Origin of the sequence: Mycobacterium sp. 852002-51961_SCH5331710, assembly GCF_001665535.1 — a bacterium.
In the GTDB taxonomy this organism is placed as follows: Bacteria; Actinomycetota; Actinomycetes; order Mycobacteriales; family Mycobacteriaceae; genus Mycobacterium.
On the sequence record NZ_LZSQ01000056.1, the window covers coordinates 41,129 to 59,854 of the forward strand.

Here is an 18,726-nt window from a genome sequence, read left to right on the forward strand (position 1 = left end):
GCTCATCGTTGTACGGCCGAAAGGCCGAAATCTGTACAACGGTGAGCGCTCGCGCATGTGGAGGGTGGGCCCACGACGCGGTACGGGCTGGTACCGTCGCCTCATGGGTTGCATTAGTGCTTTCGGTGACGATGCCCTCGGCGATCTCGACGCCGTCGCCCTGGTGGAGGCGCTGCAGTCGGGCGCGGTGTCGCGAGCTGAACTGATCGAGGCCGCGATCGCCCGCACGGAGGCGGTCAACCCGTCGCTGAACGGATTGGCGTACGAGGCGTTCGACCAGGCGCGCACCCGCGCCGCCGATCCGCATCCCTACGGCGGCTACTTCAACGGAGTGCCGTCGTTCCTGAAAGACAACGTGGCGGTCGCCGGGATGCCGACCATGAGTGGCACCGACGCGTGGGATCCGCACCCGGAGCGGGCACACGGCGACTTCGCGCGCTCGTTCCTGGCGACCGGGCTGGCGCCGATCGGCAAGACGCAGATGTCGGAATTCGGCTTTAGCGCCTCGGCCGAGCATCCCCGCATCGGCCCCGTGCGCAATCCCTGGAACCCCGAGCACACCGCCGGTGCGTCGTCGTCGGGCTCCGCGGCGTTCGTCGCCGCCGGGGTGGTGCCGATCGCGCACGCCAACGACGGCGGTGGGTCGATCCGAATTCCCGCCTCCTGCAACGGTTTAGTGGGTCTCAAGCCGTCGCGCGGCCGGCTGCCGCTGGACAAGAAGCTGCGGCAGATGCCGCTTCGCATCGTCGCCAACGGCGTCGTCACCCGGTCGGTGCGCGACACCGCGGCGTTCTACCGCGAAATCGAGCGGGTGTACCGCAATCCGCGGTTGCCCGCTATCGGCGCCGTCACGCGGCCCGCGACCCAACGGCTGCGAATCGCGGTGTGCACACAGTCGATCTCGCGCGAAGCGAGCCCCGAGGTGCGTGAGCTGACGCTGAAGAACGCCGCGCTACTCGAGGAACTGGGGCATCGGGTCACGGTGATCGACAATCCCGTGCCGTCGCACTTCATGAACGACTTCCTGCTCTACTGGTCGTTCCTGGCGTTCGCACTGGTGCGCAGCGGCCGCACGTTGGGGCCGAACTTCGACCGCGCGCGCCTGGACAGTCTCACGCTCGGCCTCGACCGTTACGCGTCGCGGAATCTGCACCGGTTGCCGACGGCGATCGCGCGGTTGTCGCGCATCCGCCGGATCACCTCACGAGTCACCGACGACTACGACGTCGTGCTGATGCCGACGCTCGCCGACGTCACGCCCCCGATCGGACATCTCGACCCGACGCAGGACTACCAGACGATCATCGACCGGCTCGTCGACTGGGTGGCGTTCACACCGCTGCAGAACGCCACGGGGGAGCCGGCCATCTCGCTGCCACTCGCCGAATCCGCCTCCGGGCTTCCGGTCGGCATGATGTTCGCTGCACCCGTGGGCCATGAACGCAGGTTGCTCGAGTTGGCCTACGAACTCGAAGAAGCGCGGCCGTTCAAGCGCATTCAGGCCCCGCGCTAGAGCGAGCGGCAGACCTCGGCGGTGGCGCGGGTGAGCGACTGGGCGCCCTGGAGGAGAGCCTGCTCGGTCGGCGTGCCGTCGGCGGTGATCGCGACGAGCCGCTCGACGCCGTGGTCGAGCAGCACCGCGGCATCGGGAGCAACCCGGCCGGCGAAGATGACCACGCGGGCCCCGGCGCGCACCGCCGCCCGCGCGACGCCGTACGGGGTTTTGCCCATGACGGTCTGAGCGTCGACGCTGCCCTCGCCGGTGAACACCCAGTCGGCGCCGTGCAGCGCCCGCTCCAGGCCGACGGTCTCTGCCACCTCCTCCACGCCGGATCTGCTTACCGCACCGAGGAATTCGACGAGCGCGAATCCCACGCCGCCCGCCGCGCCCGCGCCGGGGCGCTGTGGTTGGGTGCCACCGAGCGTTGCGGACGCGACGGTGGCCAGCCGGGCCAAACCCGCCTCGAGTCGCGTCACGTCGTCGGGCCCAGCCCCTTTCTGCGGGCCGAACACCGCGCTGGCACCGCTGGGCCCCAAGAGCGGCGCGGTGACGTCGGAGGCCACCCGGATCCGGACCTGCCGAAGGCGCGGGTCCAGGCCGGTCAGGTCGATGCGCTCGAGGCGCTCGAGATTCCCGCCGCCGGGCGCCAACGGCTTGCCGTCGGCGTCGAGGAACACCGCGCCCAGGGCCGTGAGCATGCCCGTTCCGCCTTCGTTGGTGGCCGATCCGCCCAGGCCGATCAGGAAATCCTCGGCGCCTCGGTCGAGCGCCGCGCGGATCAGTTGACCCACTCCGAATGTGCTCGCCGAAAGGATGTTTCGTTCCTCAGGTGCGATGATCTCGAGCCCCGCCGCGGCCGCCATCTCGATCACCGCCAATTGGCGCAGGGGCACAAAGCCATAGCGGGCGGTGACGGTGCGGCCCAGCGCGTCGCAGACCTGCACCTCCACGTGCTCACCATGCAACGCGTCGACGACCGCGTCGACGGTGCCTTCGCCGCCGTCGGCCATAGGAACGCCGACGACGTCGGCGCCGGGCAGCACCGCCGCGACGCCGGCCCTCATGGCGGCGACCGCTTCGGACGCGGTCATGGATTCCTTGAACGAATCCGGCGCCAGGACGATCTTCATGGCCCGTAGTCTCGCAGAACTCAGTCCGTTCCGAGCGCTGCGAGGATCTGCTTGAAATCCCGCTGTTGGCGCTGCGTCAAATTCGCCATCAACTTCCGCTCGGCCGCTCGGACGCCGGAATCGGTGCGCTTCAACAACTCCCGGCCCTCGCGGGTGAGCTGCGCAGGCAGCGAGCGGCCCGACGACACGCTCTCGGGCCGTGACACCAGCCCGCGGTCCTCAAGGCCGCGCAGCACCATGTTCATCGCCTGCGGCGAGACGTTGAAGTCGCGGGCCAGTTCGGCGTTCGACCGCCCCTCGTGCTGCGACAGGATCCGCATGCACAAGTACTGGGGGAACGCGACGCCGAGGGGTTCGAGGACCGTCGACGTGACCTCGGCACGTAGCGCCTTGGCCACCCGGGACAACAGAAAGCCCAGCGGCTGATCCTCGAGCGGCCCATTCATGTCAACTATATTGACATATATCAACCACGTTGATATCAAAGTCCTATGACCGAACCGACGAGTGAACTGTTCGACAACGCGTACAAGGGCGAGATGCCCGAAATGAGCGGCGCGAAGCCGCCGTGGAGCATCGGTGAACCGCAGCCGGAGCTCGCCGTCCTCATCGAGCAGGGCAAGTTCCACGGCGATGTGCTCGACGCCGGCTGTGGCGAAGCCGCGATCGCGATCCACCTCGCGGAGCGGGGCTTCACCACGGTGGGCCTCGATCAGTCGCCGACCGCGATCGAACTGGCCAAGCAGGAGGCTGCCAAGCGCGGACTGACCAACGCCACCTTCGAGGTCGCCGACATCAGCGACTTCGGGGGCTACGACGGCCGGTTCGGGACCATCGTCGACTCGACGCTGTTCCACTCGATGCCCGTCGAACTGCGCGAGGGATACCAGCGCTCGATCGTGCGGGCCGCCGCCCCCGGTGCGTCGTACTTCGTGCTGGTGTTCGACAGGGCGGGGATGCCCAACGGGCCTGCCAACCCTGTCACCGAGGACGAGTTGCGCGACGTCGTCTCCAAGTACTGGACCATCGACGAGATCAGGCCGGCGCGCATCCACGGCGTCTTCCCGGAGGGCTTCGAGGAGTTCTTCCCGGCGCTCGACATCCGGAACGAGCCGAAAGGCCGCCGATCGGTACCTGCGTGGCTGTTGAGCGCGCACCTTCCCGACTGATTCGGCGAGTCGCGACCCACTCGCCGCCGCGGCGCCGTCCATGAGGCAGGATGAGGGGGATCTCAGCGAAGACCCGTAAGGAGTCGGATGGCGGACCCCAATGTCGCCGGTCAGGCGGCTCCGGACTCGACCAGTCCCAACGGCGCCGCGTCAGCTTCCATCCGTCCCATGTACAGCAGGGTGCTGCTCAAGCTGGGCGGTGAGATGTTCGGCGGTGGGGAAGTGGGCCTCGACCCGGACGTCGTACACCTCGTCGCGCGCCAGATCGCCGAGGTCGTCCGCAGCGGTGTGCAGGTTGCCGTGGTCATCGGCGGGGGCAACTTCTTCCGCGGCGCGCAGTTGCAGCAGCGCGGTATGGAGCGCACCCGCAGCGACTACATGGGCATGCTCGGCACCGTGATGAACAGCCTGGCGCTGCAGGACTTTCTGGAGAAGGAAGGCATCGCGACGCGGGTGCAGACCGCCATCACCATGGGCCAGGTCGCCGAGCCGTACATCCCGCTGCGGGCCGTGCGGCACCTCGAGAAGGGCCGCGTCGTGATCTTCGGGGCAGGCATGGGCCTGCCGTATTTCTCCACCGACACCACCGCCGCGCAGCGCGCGCTCGAGATCGGCGCCGAGGTGGTGCTGATGGCCAAGGCCGTCGACGGGGTGTTCACCGCCGACCCGCGCCAGGATCCCGACGCCGAACTGCTCACCGCCATCAGCCACCGCGAGGTGATCGACCGCGGACTGAAGGTCGCCGACGCGACCGCGTTCAGCCTCTGCATGGACAACGGCATGCCGATCCTGGTGTTCAACCTGCTCACGGACGGCAATATCGCGCGGGCGGTCGCGGGTGAGAAGATCGGAACACTGGTCACCACCTGAGACACCGGCGCGAGCGAGCGACGATGCGCACGCGCGAGCAGTGACCGACGCGCACAGACGAAGGAGAAGGACGTGATCGACGAAACCCTCTTCGATGCCGAGGAGAAGATGGAGAAGGCGGTGTCGGTCGCACGCGATGACCTGTCCTCCATCCGCACCGGTCGCGCCAATCCGGCGATGTTCGCGCGTGTCAACGTCGAGTACTACGGGTCACCGACGCCGATCACGCAGCTGTCGAGCATCAATGTGCCCGAGGCCAGGCTGGTGGTGATCAAGCCGTACGAGGCGAACCAGTTGCGCAACATCGAGGACGCCATCCGCAACTCCGACCTCGGCGTGAACCCCACCAACGATGGCAACGTCATCCGCGTGGCCATCCCGCAGCTCACCGAAGAGCGTCGCCGTGATCTGGTCAAGCAGGCCAAGGCCAAGGGCGAGGACGCCAAGGTCGCGGTGCGCAACATCCGCCGCAAGGCGATGGAGGAGTTGCACCGCATCAAGAAGGACGGCGAGGCCGGCGAGGACGAGGTGGCCCGCGCGGAGAAGGACCTCGACAAGTCCACCGCCACCTACACCCACCAGATCGACGAACTCGTCAAGCACAAAGAAGGCGAGCTGCTGGAGGTCTAGTGACCGAACAGCACAAGGGTCCCGTGGCAGAGACGCCGGTCGACGAACCGCCCAAGAAGAAGTCGCGGGCGGGCCGTGACCTGCCCGCCGCGATCGCGGTCGGCGTCGTGCTCGGCGCGGTGGCCATCGGCACGCTCCTCTTCTGGCCGATCGGCTGGCTGCCGGTGCTGGCGGTGTTCATCCCCATCGCCACCCACGAGGTGATCCGCCGACTGCGCGAGGCCGGATACGACCTCCCCGCCGTTCCATTGCTGCTGGGCGGGCAGGCGATGATCTGGCTGAGCTGGCCGTTCGGCCCGGCCGGGGTGCTCGGCGCATACGGCGGGACGATCGTCATCTGCATGGTGTGGCGGCTCGTCGGGCACGGGCTGCGCCACCAGCCGGTCAACTACCTCCGCGACATCGCCGCCTCGGTGTTGCTGTCGACGTGGGTGCCGTTGTTCGCCAGTTTCAGTGCGCTGCTGATCTTCCAGGACCACGGCGGCGGACGGGTTTTCACGGTGATCGCGACCGTGGTGTTCGCCGACATCGGCGGCTATGTGGCCGGAGTCCTGTTCGGCAAGCATCTGATGGCCCCGGCGATCAGCCCCAAGAAGTCGTGGGAGGGGCTGGGCGGTTCGATGGTGTTCGGCATCGGCGCCGCAGTGGTGTCGGTGACGTTCCTGCTCGACAAGCCGGCCTGGGTCGGCGTGCCGCTCGGGCTCATGCTCGTGATCACCGGTGTGCTCGGCGACCTGGTCGAGTCGCAGGTCAAGCGCGACCTCGGAATCAAGGACATGGGCACGCTGCTACCGGGGCACGGCGGCATCATGGACCGCATCGACGCGATGCTTCCGTCGGCGGTCGCGGGCTGGATCGTCCTGACCCTGCTGGCTTAATCCGCGGTCAGATAGCGCTCGACGGTCGGGCCGACGAACGCCACCAGGTCGTCGACCGACGTCGAAGCCATCGGCTCGATCTTGAGTTGGTAGCGCGCGAATGCCAGCCCCATGAGATGGCTGGCCACGAGTTCCACCCGTAGCTCGGCATCGTCGACGCCGAACTCTGCGGCGACCCGCTCGGCCATCGGGCCGGCGAGTGCGTCGTGTAACACCTTGCGCGCCATGGGTTGTATCGCCGCCGACCGCCACAACGTCAACAGTGGTTCGAACGCGCCACCTTCGTCCCATCGCTCGAGGAAGCCACGCACCAGCCGACCGCCCACGTCGTCGGTGCCGTCGTCGAGGAGCGCATCCAGCTGGAACAGCGGGTGCTGCGGCCCGGTGAGCACGGAGGCGCCGAACAGCCCCTCCTTGTTGCCGAAGAAGTAGTACACCATCGCGACGTCGACACCCGCATCGGCGGCGATCCGGCGCACGGTGGCGCGCTCGTAACCGTCGCGCATGAAAGTCTTCCTCGCCGCGTCGACGATGCGCTGTTTGCTCTCCCGGCCGGTGCGCCAGCGGCCCGCGCGCCTCTTCTCCGTCACCGGCCCAGAATACTTCAACACGTGTTGATGTAAGTGACCCGGCGGCGTAGCGTCGATTCTTCAACGTCTGTTGATGAAAAAAAGGAGGATCCGATGACCGAGACACGGAACCGTCGGCTGTGGTGGCGCCACGCGCTGTCGTTTCTCGTTGCGCCCGTGACGATGACGGTGTTCATCCCGGCGTTGATCGTGAGTTGGGCCGACATTCGACTCCCGGACTACGACTCGCCGTTGACCGTCGGCCTGCTGATCGTCGGGTGCCTGCTGGTCACCGGCGGCGTGGGGATGCTGCTATGGACCGTGTACCTGTTCGACCGGTTGGGCAAGGGCACGCTCGGCATCAACGACGTGATGGGTCAGCCGATCAACCTGGTCGTGCACGGGCCGTATCGGCATGTCCGCAACCCGATGATCAGCGGGGTTGTCGCAATCTCGCTCGGGGAGGCGGCGATCGCGGCCTCGGGATGGCTGTTGCTCTGGGCCGCAACCTTTTTCGTGATGCTCACGACCGCCATCCAGCTGTGGGAGGAGCCGCATCTGGCCGAGCGCTTCGGTGAGGAGTACCTGACCTACCGGCGCAACGTGCCGCGATGGCTGCCGCGCGTCACAGCGTGGCGGCCGCAGCCGTCACCGTCATCTTGACCCTTTCGGCCTGCTCAGCGCGATAGCGTGCCGAGCGTGAAGCTGTCGTGCGCGCTCGTCACCAACCTCGATTCACCCGACCTCGTCGTCGAAGCCGAACGCCTCGGCTATCACCGGGCATGGCTCTACGACTCGCCGGCCATCACCTCCGATGTCTGGGTCGCGCTGGCACTGGCGGTGCAGCGCACCTCGAGGATCGGGCTCGGCCCGGGTGTGCTGGTGCCGAGCCTGCGTCACCCGATGACGAACGCCGCGGCGCTCGCCAACCTGGCGGCCCTCGCGCCCGGGCGCGTCGCGGTCGCGGTCGGCTCCGGCTTCACCGGCCGCTACACGCTCGGGAAGAAACCCCTGCGCTGGGCGTACGTCGAGGAGTACGTCACGACTCTGCTGGGCCTGCTGCGCGGGGAGACCGTCCAATGGGACGGGGCAGCGATCCGGATGCTGCACACCGACGGATTCGTCGCCGACCGGCCGGTGGACGTCGAAGTCCTGATCGGCGCCGACGGCCCGAAGGGTACGGCCGTCGCCGAACGCGTCGGTGACGGCGTCTTCGCCGCCGGGGTGCCCAACCCGGCCGCCGCGGGCCGGCCCTACGCCCTGCTGCAGTTCGGCACCGTCCTCGACGACGGTGAAGACCTCGCCAGCCCGAACGTGTTGAACCGGGCCGGACACGGTCTCGCGGTGGTGTTCCACGCGATGTACGAACGGATGGGCGCCGAGGCGCTGGCCGAATTTCCGGGCGGGCGCGAATGGGTGTCGGCGATCGAGGCGATTCCACCCGCCGAACGACATCTCGTGACACACGAGGGCCACCTGGTGCGGTTGACGAAGGTCGACGAGGAAGCGGTCGGGCTGGCCGCAGATCTCCTGCCGCAGTTGACCTTCAGCGGAACCCCGGAGCAATTGCGTGCGCGGGTGGGCGAGTATGCCGCCGGCGGCGTCACCGAACTGGTGTATCAGCCGGCCGGGCCCGACGTCGCCGGGGAGTTGGCCCGCATGATGTCCGCCATCGGCGAGGCGACCGCGCGCTGAGGCGGCTTCACTTCCCGCCCGCACCCTCGGCGGTCGCGCGCAGCCCCTCCCGCACCGTCACCAGGAATTCGGTCGCGGCGTCGAAGTCGGGCCGCGGGCCACACCGGGTCCAGATCTCGACGACGCACCCCGCAACCTGACGGACCCGGACGTTGCTGACCTGAGAAAGCACGCGAAGGAGGTCGAACGCCTGCTCGCCACTGAGGCCGAACGTCTGCATCAGCATCCCTTTGGCCTGTTCGATCACGGGCAGGCCGGTGAGCTTGTCCTGCAGCTGAGCGATTTCCACCCGCAGGCGTTCGGCCTCGGTGACCGGCGCAGCGGCCGCCGGTCGGGTGGCCCGATCGCCGTCGGACAAGGTGAGGGTCATTGTTTCTCCTTTCGATCTCGTAGGGCCTCGGCGAGGACGGAAGCGGTGTGACGCGGGGTGCGGTTCTCCATCAGGTCGCGGATCTGCGTTCGGCAGCTGAATCCGTCGGCGAGCACCATCGTCTCGGGGTCCGCTTCGCGCAATGCGGGTAACAGTTTGTCCTCGGCGCACGCCACCGATACGTCGTGATGTCCGCGCTGAAAGCCGAAATTCCCGGCAAGGCCGCAGCATCCGGCGTCGAGCACCTGGGCGTCGACACCGGCATCCTCGAGAATCGCTTTCTCGTCGGCGTAGTGCAGTACGGCGTGCTGGTGACAGTGCGGCTGCACGACCGCGCGGCCCCCGACGCGCGGAGGGTCCCAGTCGCCTGCCTTGCGGTGCAGAAGTTCACCGATCGTGTAGGTCTGTTCGGCGAGTCGATGCGCATCCTCGTTGCCGTTCAACAGGTTTGTCGCATCGGAGCGGAACACCGCCGCGCAACTGGGTTCGAGCACGACGACCGGAGTGCCGGTGCGCAGCGCTGGCCGCAGGGCGCGCAGCGTCCGTGTCAGAACCTTCTTCGCGACACCGAGTTGGCCGGTCGAGATCCATGTGAGCCCACAGCAGAGTGATCGACCGGGAACGGTGACGGTGAAGCCGGCCGATTGGAGGACCTCGACGGCGTCGCGACCGATGCCCGGATCGAAGTTGTTGGTGAAGGTGTCGGCGAACAGGACGACCGACTCGCGTCCGTCTGTTCGCAACGGCTGATCACGCCACCAGCGGGTGAATCGTTGCGCCGCGAACCGCGGGAGGTCGCGATGCGAATCGATCCCGCCGATGGCCTTGACGGCTTCGTCCAGGCGCGGCATGTGGATCACGGCGTTGACGGCTCGAGGTGCGGCCGCGGCCATGCGAGCCCACAGCGGTATCCATCCCATGGTGTAGTGGGCCATCGGACGCAGTCGACGGTGATAGTGGTGAAAAAGGAACTCCGCCTTGTAGGTTGCCATGTCGACGTTGACCGGACAGTCGCTCAGACACCCCTTGCACGCCAGGCACAGATCGAGGGCGTCGCGGATCTCGGTGGACGCCCAGCCGTCGGTGATGACGTCTCGTTGCAGCATCTCAAACAGCAACCGCGCCCGCCCACGGGTCGAATGGTGTTCCTCTCCGGTGGCGCGATAGCTCGGACACATCACGCCGGACTCGTCACCCCGACACTTCCCGACACCGACGCACCGTGCGGCGGCGTGCGAGAAGCGGTGCCCGTCATCGGGGTACGCGAATGCCGTCGCCGGCTCGATCGGGAGATACCCGGTGCCGAATCGCAGGTTGTCGTCGAGCCGATACGGTTTGACGACCTTCCCCGGGTTCATCCGGTTGTCGGGGTCGAAGAGCGCCTTGGTCTTCTCGAACGCGCGAACGACGCGTTGGCCGAACATGATCGTTAACAGTTCGCCGCGCGACTGACCGTCTCCGTGTTCCCCGGACAGCGACCCGCCGTAGTCGACGACGAGGTGCGCGGCGTCGTGGGCGAACCGTCTGTAGGCGGCGATGCCGTCGGCGGTGCGCAGATCGAACGGGATCCGGGTGTGCACGCAACCCTGGCCGAAATGTCCGTAGAGCGAGGATGTTCCGTAGCCGTAGCGGTCGAGCAGGGCGTGAAAGTCGCGCAGGTAATCACCCAGCCGGTGCGGCGGGACCGCCGCATCCTCCCAACCCTCATGCGTCTCGGGTCCGAAGGGTGGATAGGCCGTCGCGCCCAGTCCGGCTTCCCGGGCCGCCCACACCTGCTTCTTGTGTACCGGATCGCTGACGATCCTGGCGTCACAGTCGGCCGCGGCCTGCACGGCCTCGATCATCGCCTTGGCGCGGTGGTCGGCCTGATCCTGATCTTCTCCGTCCACTTGCACCATCAGCCAACCGCCCCCGCGGGGGAGCTGATTGAGGGCCTGTTCTGCCAACCGCCGTGAATGCTCGAGTTCGACCAGCCGTTGATCGAGGCCTTCCAGCGCCGCGGGTTCGTGCTCGAGCACGACCGGCACGGCGTCGGCGGCGGCGGCGATGTCGTCGAAGCCGAGTATTGCCAGCGCGCTCGCGGCGGGGCGGCGAACCAGGTCGATCTCGGCGCACAGCACGGTGACGAGCGTGCTCTCGCTTCCGACCAATGCCTTCGCCAGGTCAAAGCCGTTGTCGGGCAACAGACTGTCGAGGTTGTATCCCGACACCCGCCGTGGAATGTGGGGGTAGCGGCTGCGAATGTCGTCCCCGAACTCGGTGACAACCGACCGCAGCCCACCGTAGATCTCGGCGAGCCGTCCTCCCGAGGCGATGATCCGGTCGATGTCGCGGTCGTCGGTCGGACCGACCCAACGTTGAATGCCGTCGTAGGTCAAAATCTGAAGGGCGCGAACCGAGTCGACCATCTTTCCGTACGCCTGCGCGGTCGAGCCGCACGAGTTGTTGCCGATCATCCCGCCGATGGTGCAACTGACATGTGTGGACGGTTTCGGGCCCACCATCCATCCGGTGTCCGCGAGGTTGTCATTGAGAACGTCGAGCTTGATGCCGGGTTCGACCACCGCCGTGCCCCTGTCGACATCGACGGCGCGGATACGGGTGCAGTACTTGCTCCAGTCGAGCACGACGGCGGCATTGCAGCACTGACCCGCCAAGCTGGTGCCGCCACCTCGCGACAGGACGGGAATGTCGTTGTCGCGGCACACCGCGATGGCCTCGACCGCATCGTCAGGCGTATGCGGCACGACGACGCCGATGGGAACCTGACGGTAGTTCGAGGCGTCGGTGGAGTAGGCCGCCCGCGAGCCGGGGTCGAATCGGACCTCACCGGCGATGCGGCGGTCCAACTCGGCGGCGAGCGTGGAATAGAGCAGTGAGGAAGGGCTCATGTGGCGGTATCGCTTTCAGCTGACGCGGTAGGGCTCGAGGTCCGCACTGCGTACGGTCAGGCCGTGTCCCGGGCTGGCCGGGGGGCGGATTGCCCCGTCGATCGGCGACGTGGCGCCGTCGAAGTAGCGGGTCTCGATACGGGCGTGGTCGTGAAACCACTCGAGGTGTCGCAGATTAGGTGTTGCCGTGCCGACCGCGGCGTGCAGCCACGGCGCGCAGTGCGCCGACACTTCGAGGTGGTGTGCGGCGGCGAGTGCGGCCACCCGCTGCCATTCGGTGATCCCGCCGCACCGCGACGCGTCGATCTGCAGGCAGTCGACCGCGGAACACAACGGTACGAAATCGGCCAGCCGATGGCCGTATTCGCCCGCGGTGACATCGGCGTCGACCGCGTCGCGAACGGCACGCAGACCAGAGACGTCATCGGATGAGACGGGCTCTTCCAGCCAGGTGATCTCGAGGTCGGCGACCTCGGACATCAACCGCACGGCTTGTTTGGCGGTATAGCCGCCGTTGGCGTCGACCATCAGTGCGATCTCGTCGCCGATCGCGGCCCGGGCCTGACGCATCCGCGATACGTCGCGCCTCGTGCGGGTGCCCCACGACTGGCCGATCTTGATCTTTACGCGGGTGACGCCGTGATCACGCACCCAACCGAGCAGTTGGTCCCGCATCTGGTGGGGGCCATACGTGGTGAACCCGCCACTCCCATAGACGGGAACGCTGTCGCGAACGGCACCGAGTAGTCGGTGCAGCGGGATGCCAAGGACTCGGGCTTTGAGGTCCCACAGCGCCACGTCGACCGCGGAAAGCGCCTGTCCCGCAACGCCGCTGCGGCCGATGTTGCGCACAGCTTTGGCCATGGCGTCGAAGGTGGCCGCGACGTCGAGCGCATCCCGCCCCAGGACATGACCGGCGAGGCTACGCGTGATGACGTCGGTGCTGGCCGGATGTCCGTACGTCCAGCCCGTACCGGTGATGTCGCCGCAGTCGGCGGTGACCACCACCAGCGTGGTGTGGTCCCAGGCGAGGGTCCCGTCGGCCTCCGGCGTGTCGGTGGGGATGCGGTACGCCGCAACGCGCAGCGCATCGACGGTCGCAGCGGGAATCACGGTACGGACGGCGTCGTCGGTGATCATGAGCGTGCGTGCGGCATGAACTCTTGCATCTTGGTCTTGAGGCCCTGCTTGATGAAGCCGCGACTGTCCTCGTCACCCTTGAGCACCGCGGTGGCGGTGGCCTTGGCTTGTTCGAACGTGGCGTGCGGCGGGATGGGCGGCATGTTGGGGTCGGTGTGCACGTCGAGCACCGTCGGCCGGTCGGCCGAGAGCGCCGAACGCCAAGCGTCTGCGAGCCCGTCGGGGTCGCGCACGGTGTGCGCCTCGAGGCCGAGGCCGGCGGCGAAGGCGGCGTAGTCGACATCCGGAAGCGTCTGTGACGCCGCGAATTTCGGCGATCCGTTCATCGCGCGCATCTCCCAGGTCACCTGGTTGAGGTCGTTGTTGTGCAGCACCGCCACGATCAGGCGGCGGTCTCTCCACTGCTGGTGGTAGTGCTTGATCGTGATGAGCTCTGCCAGTCCGTTCATCTGCATGGCGCCGTCGCCGACGAGCGCGATGACCGGCCGGTCGGGATGGGCGAACTTGGCGCCGATGGCGTAGGGAACACCCGGACCCATGGTCGCCAGCGTTCCGGACAACGAACCGCGCACGCCGGGCCCGAAGCGCAGTTGCCGCGCATACCAGTTGGCGGCGGATCCGGAATCGGCGGTGACGATCGCGTTGCCGGGGAGCTGTGCGGAGAGTTCGGAGAACAGGCGCAGCGGGTTCACGCCGTCGGTATTGACGGCCGCTTCCTTGGCCATGGTCTCCCACCAGCGGCTGACGTTCGATTCGATCGTGGACCGCCACGACCTGTCGGATTTGTGCTGCAGATGCGGAATGAGGCTCCGCAGGGCGGATTTCGCGTCGGCCACCAGGTTCACGTCGTAGGGGTAGCGCATTCCGATCATCGTCGGATCGATGTCGATCTGCACGCTGCGGGTCTGTCCGAAGTCGGGAAGGAACTGGGTGTAGGGGAAGCTCGATCCGATGGTGAGCAGCGTGTCGCAGTCACGCATCAACTCGTAGCTGGGCCGAGTACCCAGCAGGCCGATGGCCCCGGTCACCCACGGCAGTTCGTCGGGCAGCACATCCTTGCCGAGCAGGGCCTTGGCAGCTCCGGCGCCGAGCAGTTCAGCGGTCTCGGCCAGTTCGGCCTGCGCACCGCGGGCGCCGTTGCCGACCAGCATCGCGACCTTCGTCCCGGCATTGAGGATTTCGGCGGCCCGCGCGATCGCCGCGTCGTCAGGGGTGACCGCCGGCCAGTCGACACCCAGACTTGACGGCACCATCTTGAAGGCGTGTTGCGGTGGGCTGTAGGGGAGTTCCTGCACATCGGCCGGGATGATCAGGGCCGTGGGGCACCGTCGCGCGACCGCGGTCCGGATCGCCCGGTCCAGGACGTTGGGAAGCTGCTCGGGCACGGTCACCATCTGCACGTAGTCAGAGGCGACGTCCTTGTAGAGGCTCAGTAGGTCGATCTCCTGTTGGTAGGAACCGCCCATCGCGCTGCGATTGGTCTGCCCGACGATGGCGACCACCGGCACGTGGTCGAGCTTGGCGTCATAGAGGCCATTGAGCAGGTGCACCGCCCCGGGGCCGGACGTCGCCATGCAGACGCCGAATTTCGCTCCGCCGAACTTGGCGTATCCGACCGCTTCGAAGGCGCTCATCTCCTCGTGGCGGGACTGCACGAATTGGGGCTCGTCGCCGGCGCGGGCCCAGGCGGCCAGGGTCGCGTTGATCCCGTCCCCCGGATATGCGAACACGTGGCGCACACCCCAGGCGCGTAACCGTTCGAGCAGGTAGTCGGCAACGGTTTGGTCGGGCATGGCTGCTCCTTCTCGGTTGGATCCGTGGACGGGGCGTCATCTCCGTCCTACGCTTTTATTTGCTGTGCAGCAACGATTGCTTCCTGGGAATTAATTGAGTCTCCGTCGGCGGCCCCTCGACCCGCTCGTCGCGGGTCTGCGTCGGTATCGCCACACCTTTCCCTCCACGGCGTCCGAACACAGCCACATGAGCGCTGCCAGGTTGTAGGCGCCGAGCAGACCGGAGAGCAGGATGTCGCCGAACTCGAAGCCCATCGGTCCGTCGGCGTGGTGTACGGCCGCCACGGAGGTGACGATCACCATCGTCATGCCGCCGACGACACCGATCGCGCTCAGAGCCACCGCCGTGCCCCGTCGTAACGCCGCCACCACGGCCAGCACACCGAACACCGCCAGGACGAGGCTCTCTACGGGGGAGATGTGCAGCCCGAATACGGATATCCCGGTCTCCGAACGAGATTCGTGGGCGAGGTGTCTCATGGCAGCGGCGCCTCCGACGGCGGCGCACGCCAACCCCTCGGCGACGATCAGCCACCGGCCGCTGCGATACCGCGACCGGTTCAGGCTGACCTCGACCAACCGCGTCCGCGGAGCGGTCATCGTCGGCAGCTGCGGTGCGGAGGTGCGTGGGGTGGGGGCATCGTCGTCTCCCTTCACTGTCGTGCCGTCGAGTGGGGATGCTGTTGCCGGTGGTGTGCGGACGTCGTGGTGTGGTGCCCGCTGAGTTGCCGGGCGCTGTTGATCAGCCCGACAAGGCTGAAGGCCTGTGGTGTATTGCCCAGCTGGCGACCGGATTTCGGGTCGTACTCCTCGCTGAGCAGTCCGACGTCGTTGCGAAGTTTCAGAAGCCGCTCGAAAAGCGCGGTGGCTTCGTCGGGGCGGCCGATGCCGCAGAGCGCGTCGACGAGCCAGAAGCTGCACGCCAGGAAGGCGCCTTCACTGCCCGGGAGGCCGTCGTCGCTTCGTTCGGGAAGGTAGCGCAAAAGCAGCCCGTCACAGCAGAGCTCCTTCTGCACCGCTTCGACGGTGCCGACGATGCGCGGGTCGTCGTAGGGCAGGAAGCCGACACGCGGCAGCAGCAAGAGCGCTGCGTCGAGGTGGTCGGAGCCGTATGACTGAGTGAAGCAACCGCGCTGCGCGTTGTAGCCGTGGTCGCAGACGTCGGCATGGATCTCGTCGCGCAGGGCTCGCCACCGTGACAGCGGGCCCTCGAGCTGATGGTTCTCCACCGTGCGTACCGCACGATCGACCCCGGCCCACGCCATCACCTTCGAATGCACGAAATGGCGTGCAGGCCCACGGATCTCCCAGAGGCTGTAGTCGCATCGCTGCCAATTGCCTTCGAGAAAATCCAGAAGTGCGCGCTGGACGTCCCAGGCGGTGTCGTCGGTCGGCAGCCCGCTGTCCCTGGCCAGGTGCAACCCGTCGAGCACCTCGCCCCACACGTCGAGTTGAAGCTGGGCCGCGGCGGCGTTGCCCACCCGCACCGGGCTCGAGTTCTCGTAACCGACCAGCCAGGGGAGTTCGAACTCGGGTAGCCGTCGCCGTCCGTCGGCGCCGTACATGATCTGCAGATCGGCGGGGTCGCCGGCCACCGCGCGCACCAGCCATTCGCGCCACGCGCGTGCCTCGTCGACGAAACCCGTGCCGAGCAGCGCCTGCAGGGTGAAGGTGGCGTCGCGCAGCCAGCAGTAGCGGTAATCCCAATTGCGCGGCCCGCCGAGTTGTTCGGGCAATGACGTGGTGGCCGCAGCGAGGATGCCGCCGGTGGGAGCGAAAGTCAGGGCCTTGAGCAGCATCAACGCCCGGCGCACCTCAGGTTGCCAAGATCCGGTGTAGCTGCATTGCGCCATCCACGCGCTCCACCAGCGTTCGGTCTCTGCCAGCGCCTGCTCGGCGTCGACCGGTTGCGGTGCCGGCAGATGAGAGAGCTGGTGGGTGAGCACGAACGGTATGCGCTGCCCCTCGGTGACGGTGAACTCCGCGACCGTCGTCAGGTCCCGCCCGTGCGTGGGGACGGGTGTGCGCAGCCACACCGCATCCGGCCCCGCAATCGCCGACAGGCCTCCGTCGCGGCGTCGTACCCAGGGCACCACGTGGCCGTAGTCGAAGCGCAGGCACAGGGTCATCGCCATCGGAACGGTGCCGCGCACGCCCTCGACGATGCGGACGACGTCGGCGGCCACGCCGCGCGGTGGCATGAAATCGATCAGACGAACGCTTCCGTCCGCGGTGTCCCATTCTGTTTCGAGGATCAATGCGTCGTCGCGGTAGTGCCGTCGCGTGGCAGGCCCGCTGCCCGCCGGTGCCATCAGCCAGTTTCCTGCCTCGGCCCCGCCGAGCAGAGCCGCGAAGCAGGCCGGTGAGTCGAAGTGCGGGAGGCACAACCAGTCGATGGCTCCGCTGCGATCCACGAGGGCTGCGGTCTGCAGATCCCCGATCAGCGCGTAGTCCTCGATCTCGGCCATGTCAGCTCGCGTCGTCGAGGGTGATGACCACCTTCACGTCGTCGGGTTGGGCCGTGAAGGCGTCGGCGGCGCGATGCAGCGGCACCCGCCGGGTGATGAGGCTGGCCAGCCAGTCCTTGTCGGCCTTGGCCAATGCGTCGGCGGCCTGCCGGTAATGGCGCAGGTTGGCGTTCACCGATCCGACGACCGCGTCGTTCTCCAGCACCAACTCGCGGTTGATGGCGCCCGCGTCGATCTTGAGGCGTCGCCCGGCCGGGGAGACTCCAGTCAGGCAGACGACGCCGTATGCCGAGGTGTTCGCGATGGCTCCGAACACGACCGGTCCGCCGCCGGTCGCCTCGATCACGACGTCGGGCTGCAGCCGGGATGCGACGTCGTCGATATCGTCGTGGTGGTAGGTCGCACCGAGAGCCTCGGCGATTGCGGGTTTGGGTCCGTCGGTGACGCGGTCGAGGATGTGGGTGTCGAGTCCGGACTGCACGGACAGCAGGGCCGCCAGTAGTCCGATCGGGCCTGCGCCGGTGATCAGCGCCCGTTCGGGTTCGAAGTAGGCTCGCTGGCCCACCCGCCGAACCTGCTCCCATGCCTTGGCCACCACCGTGGTGGGCTCCATCAGCATCCCGACGTCGCGCAGGTCGTCGTCGATGCGCATCGCGTAATCGGTTTTCACGCACCATCTTTGGCTGCCGTAGCCGTCCATCTCCTTGATCCCGCGTTCGGTGTAGCGACCGTTGCGGCACATGTCGAACTCGCCGTGGGCGCAGGCCCGGCACGGCACTGGGTCGGGCCTGCGCACCACGCCGACCACCAGGTCGCCGGGTGAGAACGATGCGCCGGGCGGCGCGGTCGCCACCCGGCCCAGGGATTCGTGTCCGATCACCAACGTGTCCCGGCCGGGGGGCGCCCAGCCGTACTGTCCGCCCGCGATCTCTTTGTCGGTCCCGCACACACCGATGGCCAGGCCGTCTACAAGTAGTTCGTCCGGGCCGGGACTGGGTTCGTCGACGTCGTCTACGGCGAGCGTGTCCGCCTTGCCCGGCCGTACCGTCAATGCCTGCATAAAATCAAGACTTGCCGGTGTGCAGTAATTGCAAACCAAGAATAATTGCGGTTCGATAAATATTCCCGAACATGGAATGAGGAAAGATGGCCGGTCGCGGCACTGGGGTGACGAACGAGCAGGTGGAGTCGGTGATGAGGGCGTCACGGGCTCTCGTCGGCATCACGGCAGCATCGATCTCGACCGTCGATGACCTGGTGACCGTGCCTCAGCTACGGGTGATGATGATGATCGCGACCCGCGGGGCGGTCAATCTCGCGGCGGTGGCGGCGGGCCTGCAGGTGAGCGCGTCAAACGCCAGCCGGATCTGCGATCGGCTGCTCAAGATCGGCATGGTCGACCGCCGGGACGACCCCGCCGACCGGCGCAACATCGCGTTGACGCTCACCCCGGACGGGCAGGCGCTGATCGATCGCGTCGTTCATCACCGCCGCATCGCGATCCGCCGGATCCTCCGAGAGATGTCGCCGACCCAACGCGATGCGTTGGCCACGGCGCTCGACGCGTTCGCCACGGTCGCCGGTGAACCACAGGAGGAGCACCGGCACGCCCTCATCTGAGG

The 18,726-nt window shown here is 67.4% G+C and carries 18 protein-coding genes; 8 read left to right on the forward strand and 10 right to left on the reverse strand.

Annotated features, from left to right (window positions below):
- Positions 1 to 103: 103 nt before the first annotated feature.
- Positions 104 to 1,513 (forward strand): amidase, encoded by a 1,410-nt coding sequence (locus tag A5752_RS09670; RefSeq protein ID WP_067084667.1) that lies wholly within the window; start codon positions 104 to 106, stop codon positions 1,511 to 1,513.
- Here A5752_RS09670 and A5752_RS09675 read toward each other — a convergent pair.
- Both A5752_RS09675 and A5752_RS09680 read right to left on the reverse strand, forming a co-directional pair.
- The gene (locus A5752_RS09675) at positions 1,510 to 2,631 is read right to left on the reverse strand and encodes a glycerate kinase (RefSeq protein WP_067084669.1); all 1,122 of its coding nucleotides are present in this window, start codon (positions 2,629 to 2,631) and stop codon (positions 1,510 to 1,512) included. The genes A5752_RS09670 and A5752_RS09675 overlap by 4 nt on opposite strands.
- Positions 2,632 to 2,651: 20 nt before the next feature.
- Positions 2,652 to 3,077: a MarR family winged helix-turn-helix transcriptional regulator gene (locus A5752_RS09680; protein ID WP_067084671.1), complete on the reverse strand. Its 426-nt coding sequence runs from the start codon at positions 3,075 to 3,077 to the stop codon at positions 2,652 to 2,654.
- Between the two features lie 45 nt (positions 3,078 to 3,122).
- Here A5752_RS09680 and A5752_RS09685 point away from each other — a divergent pair, with 45 nt between their 5' ends.
- The 4 genes from A5752_RS09685 (at position 3,123) to A5752_RS09700 (ending at position 6,178) form a co-directional block, all read left to right on the forward strand.
- Entirely contained in the window at positions 3,123 to 3,800 is a 678-nt protein-coding gene (locus tag A5752_RS09685) for a class I SAM-dependent methyltransferase (protein ID WP_067084672.1), read from the forward strand.
- Between the two features lie 87 nt (positions 3,801 to 3,887).
- The gene (gene pyrH, locus A5752_RS09690) at positions 3,888 to 4,670 is read left to right on the forward strand and encodes a UMP kinase (protein WP_067084674.1); all 783 of its coding nucleotides are present in this window, start codon (positions 3,888 to 3,890) and stop codon (positions 4,668 to 4,670) included.
- A 72-nt stretch (positions 4,671 to 4,742) separates the two neighbouring features.
- Entirely contained in the window at positions 4,743 to 5,300 is a 558-nt protein-coding gene (gene frr, locus A5752_RS09695) for a ribosome recycling factor (protein ID WP_067084676.1), read from the forward strand.
- Entirely contained in the window at positions 5,300 to 6,178 is an 879-nt protein-coding gene (locus A5752_RS09700; RefSeq protein ID WP_067084678.1) for a phosphatidate cytidylyltransferase, read from the forward strand. Before frr ends, A5752_RS09700 begins: the two co-directional genes overlap by 1 nt.
- On the opposite strand, the gene A5752_RS09705 is transcribed toward A5752_RS09700, so the two are convergent.
- Positions 6,175 to 6,768: a TetR/AcrR family transcriptional regulator gene (locus A5752_RS09705; protein ID WP_067084775.1), complete on the reverse strand. Its 594-nt coding sequence runs from the start codon at positions 6,766 to 6,768 to the stop codon at positions 6,175 to 6,177. The genes A5752_RS09700 and A5752_RS09705 overlap by 4 nt on opposite strands.
- 93 nt (positions 6,769 to 6,861) lie before the next feature.
- Between A5752_RS09705 and A5752_RS09710 the strand changes: the two genes are divergently transcribed.
- Together A5752_RS09710 and A5752_RS09715 are read left to right on the forward strand one after the other, a co-directional pair.
- Positions 6,862 to 7,410 (forward strand): methyltransferase family protein, encoded by a 549-nt coding sequence (locus tag A5752_RS09710; RefSeq protein ID WP_067084679.1) that lies wholly within the window; start codon positions 6,862 to 6,864, stop codon positions 7,408 to 7,410.
- A gap of 36 nt (positions 7,411 to 7,446) precedes the next feature.
- Positions 7,447 to 8,442, forward strand: coding sequence for an LLM class flavin-dependent oxidoreductase (locus tag A5752_RS09715; protein WP_067084777.1), 996 nt, complete (start codon positions 7,447 to 7,449; stop codon positions 8,440 to 8,442).
- A 7-nt stretch (positions 8,443 to 8,449) separates the two neighbouring features.
- Here the strand turns inward: A5752_RS09715 and A5752_RS09720 are convergent, their stop codons facing one another.
- From A5752_RS09720 to A5752_RS09750, 7 genes are all read right to left on the reverse strand, one after another.
- Positions 8,450 to 8,812, reverse strand: coding sequence for an ANTAR domain-containing response regulator (locus A5752_RS09720; RefSeq protein WP_067084681.1), 363 nt, complete (start codon positions 8,810 to 8,812; stop codon positions 8,450 to 8,452).
- Positions 8,809 to 11,703 (reverse strand): FAD-binding and (Fe-S)-binding domain-containing protein, encoded by a 2,895-nt coding sequence (locus A5752_RS09725; RefSeq protein WP_067084683.1) that lies wholly within the window; start codon positions 11,701 to 11,703, stop codon positions 8,809 to 8,811. Before A5752_RS09725 ends, A5752_RS09720 begins: the two co-directional genes overlap by 4 nt.
- Before the next feature lie 15 nt (positions 11,704 to 11,718).
- On the reverse strand, positions 11,719 to 12,843 hold the full coding sequence (locus A5752_RS09730) for an enolase C-terminal domain-like protein (protein ID WP_082963822.1): 1,125 nt from the start codon (positions 12,841 to 12,843) through the stop codon (positions 11,719 to 11,721).
- Positions 12,840 to 14,636 carry a thiamine pyrophosphate-requiring protein gene (locus tag A5752_RS09735; RefSeq protein WP_067084685.1) on the reverse strand — a complete coding sequence of 599 codons (1,797 nt, stop codon included), beginning with the start codon at positions 14,634 to 14,636 and terminating at the stop codon, positions 12,840 to 12,842. The genes A5752_RS09730 and A5752_RS09735 overlap by 4 nt, the downstream gene beginning before the upstream one ends.
- Positions 14,637 to 14,726: 90 nt before the next feature.
- Entirely contained in the window at positions 14,727 to 15,236 is a 510-nt protein-coding gene (locus A5752_RS09740) for a hypothetical protein (protein WP_156613746.1), read from the reverse strand.
- A 53-nt stretch (positions 15,237 to 15,289) separates the two neighbouring features.
- A complete protein-coding gene (locus A5752_RS09745; protein ID WP_067084688.1) occupies positions 15,290 to 17,104 on the reverse strand; it encodes a glycoside hydrolase family 15 protein in 1,815 nt (604 codons plus the stop codon).
- A 1-nt stretch (position 17,105) separates the two neighbouring features.
- Positions 17,106 to 18,164 (reverse strand): glucose 1-dehydrogenase, encoded by a 1,059-nt coding sequence (locus A5752_RS09750; RefSeq protein ID WP_067084690.1) that lies wholly within the window; start codon positions 18,162 to 18,164, stop codon positions 17,106 to 17,108.
- Between the two features lie 86 nt (positions 18,165 to 18,250).
- Here A5752_RS09750 and A5752_RS09755 point away from each other — a divergent pair, with 86 nt between their 5' ends.
- Positions 18,251 to 18,724 carry a MarR family winged helix-turn-helix transcriptional regulator gene (locus tag A5752_RS09755; protein ID WP_064398791.1) on the forward strand — a complete coding sequence of 158 codons (474 nt, stop codon included), beginning with the start codon at positions 18,251 to 18,253 and terminating at the stop codon, positions 18,722 to 18,724.
- Positions 18,725 to 18,726: the final 2 nt, after the last annotated feature.

What these genes read in the sequence shown, in the direction of transcription:
- pyrH (WP_067084674.1), top strand. Translation starts at nt 3,888, where the DNA reads ATGGCGGACCCCAATGTCGCCGGTCAGGCGGCTCCGGACTCGACCAGT.
- A5752_RS09720 (WP_067084681.1), bottom strand. Translation starts at nt 8,812, where the DNA reads ATGACCCTCACCTTGTCCGACGGCGATCGGGCCACCCGACCGGCGGCC.
- A5752_RS09730 (WP_082963822.1), bottom strand. Translation starts at nt 12,843, where the DNA reads ATGATCACCGACGACGCCGTCCGTACCGTGATTCCCGCTGCGACCGTC.
- A5752_RS09745 (WP_067084688.1), bottom strand. Translation starts at nt 17,104, where the DNA reads ATGGCCGAGATCGAGGACTACGCGCTGATCGGGGATCTGCAGACCGCA.
- A5752_RS09735 (WP_067084685.1), bottom strand. Translation starts at nt 14,636, where the DNA reads ATGCCCGACCAAACCGTTGCCGACTACCTGCTCGAACGGTTACGCGCC.
- A5752_RS09670 (WP_067084667.1), top strand. Translation starts at nt 104, where the DNA reads ATGGGTTGCATTAGTGCTTTCGGTGACGATGCCCTCGGCGATCTCGAC.
- A5752_RS09725 (WP_067084683.1), bottom strand. Translation starts at nt 11,703, where the DNA reads ATGAGCCCTTCCTCACTGCTCTATTCCACGCTCGCCGCCGAGTTGGAC.
- A5752_RS09710 (WP_067084679.1), top strand. Translation starts at nt 6,862, where the DNA reads ATGACCGAGACACGGAACCGTCGGCTGTGGTGGCGCCACGCGCTGTCG.
- A5752_RS09755 (WP_064398791.1), top strand. Translation starts at nt 18,251, where the DNA reads ATGGCCGGTCGCGGCACTGGGGTGACGAACGAGCAGGTGGAGTCGGTG.
- A5752_RS09750 (WP_067084690.1), bottom strand. Translation starts at nt 18,164, where the DNA reads ATGCAGGCATTGACGGTACGGCCGGGCAAGGCGGACACGCTCGCCGTA.
- A5752_RS09680 (WP_067084671.1), bottom strand. Translation starts at nt 3,077, where the DNA reads ATGAATGGGCCGCTCGAGGATCAGCCGCTGGGCTTTCTGTTGTCCCGG.
- A5752_RS09675 (WP_067084669.1), bottom strand. Translation starts at nt 2,631, where the DNA reads ATGAAGATCGTCCTGGCGCCGGATTCGTTCAAGGAATCCATGACCGCG.
- A5752_RS09740 (WP_156613746.1), bottom strand. Translation starts at nt 15,236, where the DNA reads ATGACCGCTCCGCGGACGCGGTTGGTCGAGGTCAGCCTGAACCGGTCG.
- A5752_RS09685 (WP_067084672.1), top strand. Translation starts at nt 3,123, where the DNA reads ATGACCGAACCGACGAGTGAACTGTTCGACAACGCGTACAAGGGCGAG.